The following is a 10,216-nucleotide window of genomic DNA, read 5'->3' as shown; positions in this document are numbered from 1 at the left end:
ATATGGCGAAAGTGGTGAAGGGGTTAACACACCGGATTGTGGCTCCGGCATGCGTGGGTTCGAATCCCATCTTTCGCCCTTTAATTTATTGGGGTATAGCCAAGCGGTAAGGCAAAGGACTTTGACTCCTTCATGCGCTGGTTCGAATCCAGCTACCCCAGTTAGTTGATGGCGGTATAGCCAAGTGGTAAGGCAGAGGTCTGCAAAACCTTTATCACCGGTTCAAATCCGGTTACCGCCTTTAGTTCCTAAGGGTGCTAACTGTAAATATGCCGGTGTGGCGGAATTGGCAGACGCGCTGGACTCAAAATCCAGTGTCCGTTGAGGACGTATCGGTTCGACCCCGATCACCGGTATCTGTGTTTAAGTCTTAGTTTTTATAACTAAGGCTTTTTTGTTATTTGTATTAATTTATATAATTTAAAACAGTTTTGTTTAATATAGTATATTGTGATAGAATGAAAGCGTATTATAAAAAACTATTTAAACAATGAGGTGATAATTATGAGTACAATTAGTCATTATAAAGAAGTAGATATTAATAAAAAGAATCCTCTCCTTTCACAAATTAGAACGACTGTTGAAACAGCATTTTATGGCAACAATTTTGAAAGAGTAACAGATATTTCAAAAGCATATTATTTAGCAAAAAATTGTCCTAGTACAATTGTGACAGATGTTCCAATAAAGCATACCCAAGAATTAGGGTTACCAGTAGATTCTAAAATGTTAGTAAATAATCATGGAAAAATTGTTGGAAGAACAGCAGCTGCACGACATATTATTGGGCATTTAGGAGAAGATACTAACGAATTAGCAGGAGTTCTTAGAGATGCAATTTTTGAAGCTAGTGACAGAAAATTCTATAAGACAGAAGTTTATGTAGGATTAGATGAAGATTTTATGTTAAAATCACACCTTGCTGTCCCAAAAGGTTATGAATTTAATATGTTATCATATATGCTAAATTTTCAACCAGTAACTTCAGAATATGAAAAAATGTATCAAGCTTCTCATAAATATGAAGAAGGAGACATTTTTATTTATGCTGATCCTGAATTTAAAGATGAAAACTATCCTAATGGCCTAGTAATAATTGATGCTGAACATAATGTAGCTGCAATATTAGGTTTAAGATATTTTGGAGAACTAAAAAAAGCGACATTAACATTAGCTTGGGCAATAGCTCATAGACATGGATACACAGCTTCACATGGTGGAGAAAAAGTATTTAGATTTGACGACAAAGATGATAAAGTTTTTGCATTCTATGGACTATCTGGCTCAGGAAAATCGACATTAACTCATGCTAAACATGGTGGCAAATATGATATTGATGTTCTTCATGATGATGCTTTTGTAATTTCAAGAATAAATGGAAGTTCAGTTGCATTAGAACCAGCCTATTTTGATAAGACTAATGATTATATGCCTGGTTCAAAAGAAGCAAGCTACTTTACCACAGTTATGAATGTAGGTGTAACGTTAAATGAGGAAAATAAGCGAGTTTTAGTAACTGAAGATTTACGTAATGGAAATGGTCGTACAATTAAGTCAAGATATGCTTCATTGAATAGGGTGGATAAAGAAAATGCACCTATAGATTCTATTTTTTGGATTATGAAAGATGATAGTCTTCCACCTGTTGTTAAGTTAGATAATCCAACGTTAGCAGCAACTTTTGGAGTAACATTAGCTACTAAGAGATCAACAGCAGAAAATGTAGTAAATGCTGATAGAAATTCTCTTGTAATTGAGCCTTTTGCTAATCCATTTCGTGCATATCCATTAGCTGAAGATTATCGTGACTTTAAAGAGTTATTTGAAAAACGTAATGTATCTGGTTATATAGTGAATACAGCATCTTATAACGGTATTGATATTGATAAAGAGATAACTTTACAAATTTTAGAAGATATAGCTAATGAAAAAGTTAATTGGGAAAAATTTGGTTCTTTAGATGGAATGTATTACTTACCATTTGAAAAATATCCAGTTGATTTTAAAGATAAGAGTTACACTGAGAAATTGAAGAGAAGATTAGAAATTAGACTGGAGTGGATTGAAAAGTATGAGGGAAACCATCCTGATAATCCATTACCAGCTGAAATAAAAGATTGTTTAAGTAATTTAATTAATGAATTAAATTAAACAATAACGGATAAAATTCTCTAGATGGTCTTTTTGGTAGTTTTTTCCCCTTTTTTTTGTTACTATGTAAATAATAGTAGTCGGAAAGGCAGGCAGAGCTTTTATGGAAATGGAAAAAATAAATGAAAATACTATTCGTGTAGTATTAGATGATGAAGATTTAACAGCTCGGGGAATAAAATTCTTGGATCTGCTAGGAAACCAGAAAGAGATTGAAAGTTTCTTTTATGAAATTTTAGATGAAGTAGATGTTGAACATGAGTTTAGGGAAAATGATGCAGTAACATTTCAATTAGTACCTAATAAAGAAAGTGGTCTAGAGATATTTATCACTAAAGTAAATCCTGATGATATCACAGATCAAGGTGGAGAAAAAGAAACCGAAAATGAGAATGAAACTGTAGAAGACACAGAGGATGTAAAAAAGGATATAGATTCCTCTAGTGATGAGTTGTTGAATTTAATTAAAAATAGTATCGAAAATTCACGGAATATTGCTGAAAATAGAGATTATAGTCGTAGATCTAAAATAGATGATGACGAGGTTATTCAGTATTTAAATGACGATACAAAAAAGAAATATGTGTTTGTAGTAGAATTTTCAACATTTGAAGATTTTGTTCAATTAGCGCATGTTTTAAGAATTGAAGGTGGAGTTTCTAACCTGTATTCTTACCAAGAAAAATACTATCTTGAATTGGTATTGTTTGATGATAACTATTCTGAAGAATCTGCAAAAGACTTAATTTCACTCTCTTTTGAATATGGAAAGAATTCTAAGATTTCTCCGGTTCTTTTAAAAGAAAGAGGAAAATTAGTGATGGGGCAGACAGCGTTAGAGTTAGCTCGGTATTATTTTAAATAAGTTAAATAAAATCCCTTTCTTGCGTATTTTCACGTAGGAGGGGATTTTTTGATATATGCTAAAGATGAAAAAAATAATATTGTAGAAGCAAATATGGCTAAAAAAGGAAGAAAATATTATTGTTCTGGTTGTCATGGGCAAGTGATATTGAGATGTGGAAAATTAAGAGTTAGTCATTTTGCGCATAAAAAGCATGCTTGTGATATCTTTTCCGAAGGTGAAACATCAGAACATTTAAGAGGAAAGAAATTATTAATGACATGGTTAAGAAAAGAAGGAAAGAATCCACAAATAGAAGCATATTTGACTTCATTACATCAAAGACCTGATATTTTGTGTAATAATAAAGCTTTTGAGTTTCAATGTTCGCCAATATCTGTAGAAAGAATGAGTGAAAGATCTAAAGGATATATAAGTGAAGGATATGATTTCTTTTGGTTTTTAGGTAAGAGGCATTTGATCAAAAAGAGATTAACACAACAAATAGCACAATTTATACGATGGCATAAAAATCTAGGATTCTACTTAATTTATATTAATGTAGAACAAAGAAATATGGAGGTTTATTACCATATTCAACAAGCTGACTTTTTACCAGTCCGCTTTTATAGAAAAAAAGTAAATAGCTGGAAGGAATTACAAGATTTCTTTAAGCAAAATAGAATAAAGAATTATAATTTATTGTCTATATCAGAGAGAAAACGACAAAAAAATTGTTTTTATAGAAGTTGTTTGCAATCGACGAATAAATTTAAAGAGTTACAAGTAATATGTTATACCCATGGATATATACTACAAGAAATATACGAAGAAATTTCAAGCGAAAGATATACTTATCCAATCTACAAGGAATATATATTCACTAAAAAAATGTACGAAAAGTTGAATTTAAAAGATATAGAACTCTATTATCAATTACCATTCATCAATTTTAGTAACATTGATTAAATAAAAGGTAAGTTAAAAAATTTGAAAAAATATATATTTTCTTTTAATATTTATGTATGAGATGAATACATCAAATAAAAGAAAAGAAGTGAATTTTATGTCTGAAAAGAAAGCAAAAAGATTACTTCAGAGAAATGAAGTTCCAGAAGAATTAACGTGGGATTTAACAAAAGTATTTAAAAGTGATGAAGAGTTTGAAAAGGAGTACCAAGCTGTAAAAGATGAAGTACAGAACTTCAGAAAATTACAAGGTACAATGGATCAAGGTAGTCAAAGATTTTTACAAATCATTGAAAATTTCTTAAGTATTAATAGGAAATTTGAAAAAGTTTATGTATATGCAAGTATGAAAAATGATCAAGATACTACAAACGCTAAGTATCAAGGATATAATGAAATGGTTGATGCATTAGCTGCTGAATTTTCAGAATCTATATCCTGGTTCGAACCTGAGTTACTAGAATTAGATGAAGATAAATTAAAGCAATATTTTGTAGAAAAAAAAGAATTAAAACAGTATGAACATTTAATTGAGAGTATGTTGGTCATGAGAAAACATACGCTTGATAAAAAAAGTGAGTCTTTATTAGCTGGAGCTAGTGATATCTTTGGGACATCGCAAAATGTTTTTGGCATTTTAAACAACGCAGATCTAAAGTTTCCAATAGTAAAAGATGATAATGGTGATGATATTCAATTATCGCATGGTGTTTATGGAAAATTAATAGAATCTACAAATAGGAAAGTTAGAAAAGCTGCATTCAAGGGATTATACAGTGTTTATGACCAATTTAAGCATACAATGGCGACAACATTAATTGGAAATGTTAAGGTGCATAACTTTAAAGCAAGAGTTCGTAATTATAAAGATGCTAGAGAAGCTGCCACAACATCTAATCATATTCCAACAGAAGTCTATGATGTTTTACTGGAACAAGTACACAAAAATCTTTCTTTACTACATCGCTATGTAAAACTTAGAAAGAAGATATTAGGTGTCGATGAACTCCATATGTATGATATGTATACACCGTTAACTGAAGATAGTAAGCTTACTTACAATTACATTCAAGCACAAATTGAAGCTAAAAAAGCACTTGAAGTATTGGGAATGGATTATTTAACGCACGTTAGTGAAGCATTTGAAAATCGTTGGATAGATGTAGTTGAAAATAAAGGAAAGAGAAGTGGAGCATATTCATCAGGAGTTTATGATACTCCGCCATATATCTTATTAAATTGGCAAGATAATTTAGAAAATCTTTTTACCTTGGTACATGAGATGGGACATAGTATGCATAGTTATTACACTAGTCATAATCAACCCTATCAGTATGGAGATTACCCAATATTTTTGGCAGAAATAGCTTCAACTACTAATGAAAATATTTTGACGGATTATCTATTAAAGAATAACGATGAAAAAGAGATATTAATCTATATTTTAAATCATTATTTAGATGGATTTAAAGGTACGGTATATCGTCAAACACAATTTGCAGAATTTGAAAAATGGATTCATGAACAGAATTCGAAAGGAGTACCACTAACTGCTAAATCAATTTCTGAATATTACTTAGAATTAAATAAGAAATATTATGGTAGTGATGTGATAAGTGATCCTGAAATAGCTTTAGAATGGGCTAGAATTCCGCATTTCTATTATAATTTCTATGTTTATCAATATGCGACAGGATTTGCGGCAGCAACTACTTTAGCTGAAAATATTTTATCTGGCGATGAAAATAAATTAAACAAATATTTAACTTACTTAAAAGCTGGTAGTAGTAAATATCCATTGGAAGTCATGAAAGATGCAGGTGTGGATATGACAGATTCTTCATATTTGGAGAAAGCATTTAAAGTTTTTGAAGAAAGATTAAATCAATTAGAGACATTATTGTCAGAAAAATAAATATAAATAAAAAAGATTGGAGATCATTAATTTAATGATTACCAATCTTTTTTTGTTATAGTATCAATTGAACGTAAATAAGAATTAGTTTAACAAAGTTTCATAATAGATGTTCCACTACTATTTTGTTGTCTCTGTGAGAGTAAGACTTTCTTTATTTCATCTAATGATTCACAACCAGAAAAAGAATACGCAGAATTATTATTAGCTGAGCAATCATAAACAACAATTGTAGGATGTTCAGTTACATTCATTTCGGTAGCTAATTCTTGATCTTGTTTAAAAGCTTCTATTGCTAATTTAGAATGTCTATCTTGTTCAAAAATATCCCAATCTAACCCACTTTTTTGTGCAGCTAATTTAATGGTTTCAAAATTATAATCTTTTTGATCATTAACTACAAGTTGTTGCACATTTAGTAAGAAATTCCGTCCTTTCTTCTTTCCTTGAAAAGAGGCAGCTTTAAAATCTATAGATGAATGATAAATATTCTCAGATAGTCTATTACGTATATCAACATTATTTAGTGGAATATTCATGCGACACATAACATCATTAATAGTTTTGAAATTCATTAAAGGAACAAAATTGAAGTTAATTTTTTCATTCAATGAATCACCTAATTTTAATATGTTTTGTTCAGTATGGTAGCATGCACTACCTAATGGGTTAATAAATAGATACATATCTAACACATTGGTTGCCTCCTAAAACCTTCGCTCTATTCAAGTATACTTTAACTAAAAATAAATGAAATTTCAAAGATTTTGTTTTTTCGTCTTTACATATCCTTTACAAAAGCACCCAAGGCTCTTTACATTAACTAGATATAATTAAATTGAGCAAATGGGAGGACAATATAATGAAAAAAATAAAAATTCTTATAGGAAGTTTATTAATTGCAACCTTGATGACAGGATGTGCAAGTAAAAAAAACAATAATATAACTATTGTTGGTTCAACAGCAATGCAACCAATGATAGAAATGGCAGCAGAAGAATTCCAACATCACTCTAAAGTAAGAATAACTGTTCAAGGTGGAGGCTCAGGAACAGGCCTAAGTCAGGTACAAGCAGGAGCTGTAGCTATTGGAAATTCAGATATTTTCGCACAACAACAACCAGGAATTAAAGCTGAAAAATTACAAGATAATAAAGTAGCTGTTGTTGGTATTGCACCTGTAGTTAATAAGAAAGTAGGTATAGATAATTTATCTATGGATCAATTAAAAGGAATTTTTACAGGTAAATATACTAACTGGAAACAGGTTGGAGGAAAAAATCAAAAAATCATTGTAATTAATCGTGCTCAGGGAAGTGGAACAAGAAAAGCATTTGAAAGTGACGTATTAAAAGGCGAAAGTGCTATTAAAGCACAAGAACAAGATTCAAGTGGAACAGTACAAAAAATGATAGCTGCTACACCGGGATCTATAAGTTATTTAGCTTTTCCTTATTTGAATAAAGATGTTCAAAAGTTAAGTATAGATAATGTAAAACCTAATGCAAAGAATGTTGAAAATAATGATTGGAAAATTTGGGCATATGAACATATGTATACAAAGAAAAAGGTAGATAAAAAAGTTAAGAAATTTATTGATTATATTTATACAAAAGAAGTTCAACAAAATCTAGTTAAAACTTTAGGCTATATTACAATTCATGATATGAAAGTTCAGAAAGATGAGAACGGAAATATTGAAGAAATTCAGAGATGAGGAAACTTATATGAGAGATGAAATTAGAGAAAAAATTCAGAAAAATTCAAAAGCAACTTATCAAGAAATATTTGGAAAGTTGCTAGTATCAATAAGTATTATTGTCATTTTGCTGATTGTAAGTGCAATTTTTGGCTTTATTTTTTCAAAAGGAATTGCAACATTTACGGAAAATAATGCTCAAGTTAAAGATTTTTTCACAGGTACTAATTGGAATCCAAGTATGAATGAAAAAGGACATCCGCAAGTAGGAGCATTACCAATGATTTTGGGATCATTTGGTGTAACTTTACTGGCTGCAATTTTTGTAACACCTTTTGCTATAGGGACGGCTTTGTATATAACAGAATTGGCTTCAAAGAAGATGAAGAAAATTTTACAGATCGTTATTGAATTATTAGTAGGAATTCCATCAGTAGTTTATGGATTTATCGGATTAAACGTGGTTGTTCCTTTTATCAGAGAGAATTTTGGTGGTACAGGATACGGTATTTTAGCTGGAGCAGTAGTTTTATTTGTAATGATTTTACCGACAGTTACTTCATTAACAGTCGACAGTTTAAAAGCAGTACCTAAGCATTATCGTTCTGCTTCATTGGCTTTAGGTGCTACTCCATGGCAAACAATGTTTCATGTGACTTTAAAAGCTGCTACTTCAGGTATTTTAACAGCAATAGTTTTTGGAATGGCACGAGCTTTTGGCGAAGCATTAGCGGTTCAAATGGTTATAGGAAATGCATCATTAATGCCAACTAGCTTATTGAATCCAGCATCGACTTTAACTAGTGTTTTAACTATGGGAATTGGGAATACTGTAATGGGCACAGTCGGAAATAATGCTTTATGGTCTTTAGCTTTAGTGTTATTAGCAATGTCTTTGATCTTTAATTTAATTGTTCGATTGATTGGAAGAAAGGATATTAAGTAATGAAAAATACAAAGTTTCAAAATAATGTTGCAATGGCGATAATAAAGCTAATTGCTGCTATGGTTGTACTAATATTAGTTTTCTTACTAGGAAAAATTCTAATCTCAGGAGTACCACATATTTCTTGGAAGTTTTTAGTAACACCTTCAAAGGCATTTACAGCAGGTGGGGGAATTAGCGTCCAAATATTTAATTCTTTCTATTTATTGATATTAACGTTATTAATATCATTTCCTATATCATTAGGTGCAGGAATATACTTAGCTAAATACGCAGCAAAAAATAAAATAACATCGCTAATTAGAATGGTGATAGAAATTTTAAGTTCGTTACCATCAGTAGTTGTTGGGCTATTCGTATTTTTAGTTTGCGTGGTCCAAATGCAAATAGGATTTTCAATATTAGCAGGAGCTATTGCTTTAACGTTCTTTAATTTACCACTACTAACAAGAAATATAGAAGAGTCTATTAAAGCTGTCCCTAATCTACAATTAGAAGGTGGATTAGCATTAGGATTATCTAAGTGGAAAACTATCACTAAAATAATTCTGCCTGAAGCTTTGCCGGGAATTATCACAGGCGTTATCTTGAGTGCTGGGAGAGTTTTTGGTGAAGCAGCTGCACTTATTTATACAGCAGGTCAAAGTGCGCCAGCTGTTGATTTTACTAATTGGAATATTTTTGATGAAACTAGTCCGTTAAACTTGATGCGTCCAGCTGAGACACTAGCCGTTCACATTTGGAAAATTAATTCAGAAGGAATTATGCCAGATGCAAACGCAATTTCAGCAGGAACTTCAGCAGTTTTAATTATTGCAATTTTGATATTTAATTTATCAGCTCGATACTTAGGTAATTATTTATATCGTAAATTAACATCAGCGAGGTAAAAATATGGAATATAATTTAAAAGATAAATATATTTTGCAGTTAAATGAAAAAGAAAAGGCATTAGAAACAAGGGATTTGAACATCTTTTATGGAGAAAAACAAGCTTTATTTGATGGAAATTTACAATTTGAAAGATATAAAATTACTTCTTTAATCGGTGCTTCAGGATCTGGAAAATCAACTTTTTTACGCTCTTTAAATCGTATGAATGAAGGAGTAGCAGATGTTAAGGGAAGTATCTTATATCGAGGAATCGACATAAATTCTCCTAAAATAAATGTTTATGAGATGAGAAAATATATTGGAATGGTTTTTCAAAGACCAAATCCTTTTTCAAAATCAATATATGAAAATATAACTTTTGCATTAAAAGAAAATGGAATAAAAGATAAAGAAAAGCTAGCTGAAATAGTAGAAACAAGTTTGAAACAAGCTGCTTTATGGGATGAAGTTAAAGATGATTTAAATAAGAGTGCACTAGCTTTATCTGGGGGACAACAACAAAGATTGTGTATTGCTAGAGCTATTGCGATGAAACCTGATATTTTATTATTAGATGAGCCTGCAAGTGCATTAGATCCGATATCAACAGCTAAAATAGAGGAAACATTATTAGAATTAAAGGAAAAATATACTTTGATAATTGTAACGCATAATATGCAACAAGCTTCAAGAATTAGTGATTACACAGCATTTTTCCATTTAGGAAATGTCATTGAATATAACAAAACAAAGAATATTTTTACAAATCCTAAAATAAAATTGACAGAAGATTACATTTCAGGAAACTTTGGATAGGTG

9 protein-coding genes and 4 tRNA genes are annotated in these 10,216 nt (G+C 30.7%); 12 read left to right on the top strand and 1 reads right to left on the bottom strand.

Going from position 1 to position 10,216, the window contains the following annotated elements; genetic code table 11:
* The first annotated feature begins 5 nt into the window (after positions 1-5).
* From OZJ21_RS04000 to pepF, 8 genes are all read left to right on the top strand, one after another.
* A tRNA-His gene (locus OZJ21_RS04000) sits at positions 6-78 on the top strand.
* An 11-nt stretch (positions 79-89) separates the two neighbouring features.
* A tRNA-Gln gene (locus tag OZJ21_RS03995) sits at positions 90-161 on the top strand.
* Positions 162-170: 9 nt separating this feature from the next.
* Positions 171-241 (top strand) — tRNA-Cys (locus OZJ21_RS03990).
* A 30-nt stretch (positions 242-271) separates the two neighbouring features.
* Positions 272-356, top strand: a tRNA-Leu gene (locus OZJ21_RS03985).
* 148 nt (positions 357-504) lie between these two features.
* Positions 505-2,151, top strand: a complete 1,647-nt coding sequence (locus OZJ21_RS03980; protein WP_011475732.1) for a phosphoenolpyruvate carboxykinase (ATP) — start codon at positions 505-507, stop codon at positions 2,149-2,151.
* Positions 2,152-2,254: 103 nt separating this feature from the next.
* A complete protein-coding gene (locus OZJ21_RS03975) occupies positions 2,255-3,016 on the top strand; it encodes an adaptor protein MecA (protein ID WP_003705780.1) in 762 nt (253 codons plus the stop codon).
* A gap of 48 nt (positions 3,017-3,064) precedes the next feature.
* Positions 3,065-3,964: a competence protein CoiA gene (locus tag OZJ21_RS03970; RefSeq protein WP_161023073.1), complete on the top strand. Its 900-nt coding sequence runs from the start codon at positions 3,065-3,067 to the stop codon at positions 3,962-3,964.
* Positions 3,965-4,061: 97 nt separating this feature from the next.
* Positions 4,062-5,879 carry an oligoendopeptidase F gene (gene pepF / locus OZJ21_RS03965; protein ID WP_187397636.1) on the top strand — a complete coding sequence of 606 codons (1,818 nt, stop codon included), beginning with the start codon at positions 4,062-4,064 and terminating at the stop codon, positions 5,877-5,879.
* An 89-nt stretch (positions 5,880-5,968) separates the two neighbouring features.
* Here pepF and OZJ21_RS03960 read toward each other — a convergent pair whose 3' ends face one another.
* Positions 5,969-6,565: a ClpXP adapter SpxH family protein gene (locus OZJ21_RS03960; RefSeq protein ID WP_003708303.1), complete on the bottom strand. Its 597-nt coding sequence runs from the start codon at positions 6,563-6,565 to the stop codon at positions 5,969-5,971.
* A gap of 176 nt (positions 6,566-6,741) precedes the next feature.
* On the opposite strand from OZJ21_RS03960, the gene OZJ21_RS03955 reads away from it, so the two are divergent.
* From OZJ21_RS03955 to pstB, 4 genes are read left to right on the top strand one after another with little or no spacing between them, the layout of a single operon-like run.
* Positions 6,742-7,596: a phosphate ABC transporter substrate-binding protein gene (locus OZJ21_RS03955; protein WP_003705786.1), complete on the top strand. Its 855-nt coding sequence runs from the start codon at positions 6,742-6,744 to the stop codon at positions 7,594-7,596.
* Between the two features lie 10 nt (positions 7,597-7,606).
* Positions 7,607-8,524: a phosphate ABC transporter permease subunit PstC gene (gene pstC, locus OZJ21_RS03950; protein ID WP_034983079.1), complete on the top strand. Its 918-nt coding sequence runs from the start codon at positions 7,607-7,609 to the stop codon at positions 8,522-8,524.
* Complete coding sequence (pstA, locus tag OZJ21_RS03945; protein ID WP_003701551.1) at positions 8,524-9,414, top strand: phosphate ABC transporter permease PstA; 891 nt, start codon at positions 8,524-8,526, stop codon at positions 9,412-9,414. The genes pstC and pstA overlap by 1 nt, the downstream gene beginning before the upstream one ends.
* A gap of 4 nt (positions 9,415-9,418) precedes the next feature.
* On the top strand, positions 9,419-10,213 hold the full coding sequence (pstB, locus tag OZJ21_RS03940; RefSeq protein WP_003702915.1) for a phosphate ABC transporter ATP-binding protein PstB: 795 nt from the start codon (positions 9,419-9,421) through the stop codon (positions 10,211-10,213).
* The last annotated feature ends 3 nt before the right edge of the window (positions 10,214-10,216 follow it).

It is taken from the genome of Ligilactobacillus sp. UO.C109, from assembly GCF_026847815.1.
GTDB lineage: Bacteria > Bacillota > Bacilli > Lactobacillales > Lactobacillaceae > Ligilactobacillus > Ligilactobacillus salivarius.
This window is presented reverse-complemented; position numbering and strand designations above follow the sequence as displayed.

What these genes read in the sequence shown, in the direction of transcription:
- OZJ21_RS03980 (WP_011475732.1), top strand. Translation starts at nt 505, where the DNA reads ATGAGTACAATTAGTCATTATAAAGAAGTAGATATTAATAAAAAGAAT.
- OZJ21_RS03975 (WP_003705780.1), top strand. Translation starts at nt 2,255, where the DNA reads ATGGAAATGGAAAAAATAAATGAAAATACTATTCGTGTAGTATTAGAT.
- pepF (WP_187397636.1), top strand. Translation starts at nt 4,062, where the DNA reads ATGTCTGAAAAGAAAGCAAAAAGATTACTTCAGAGAAATGAAGTTCCA.
- OZJ21_RS03960 (WP_003708303.1), bottom strand. Translation starts at nt 6,565, where the DNA reads ATGTATCTATTTATTAACCCATTAGGTAGTGCATGCTACCATACTGAA.
- OZJ21_RS03955 (WP_003705786.1), top strand. Translation starts at nt 6,742, where the DNA reads ATGAAAAAAATAAAAATTCTTATAGGAAGTTTATTAATTGCAACCTTG.
- pstC (WP_034983079.1), top strand. Translation starts at nt 7,607, where the DNA reads ATGAGAGATGAAATTAGAGAAAAAATTCAGAAAAATTCAAAAGCAACT.
- pstA (WP_003701551.1), top strand. Translation starts at nt 8,524, where the DNA reads ATGAAAAATACAAAGTTTCAAAATAATGTTGCAATGGCGATAATAAAG.
- pstB (WP_003702915.1), top strand. Translation starts at nt 9,419, where the DNA reads ATGGAATATAATTTAAAAGATAAATATATTTTGCAGTTAAATGAAAAA.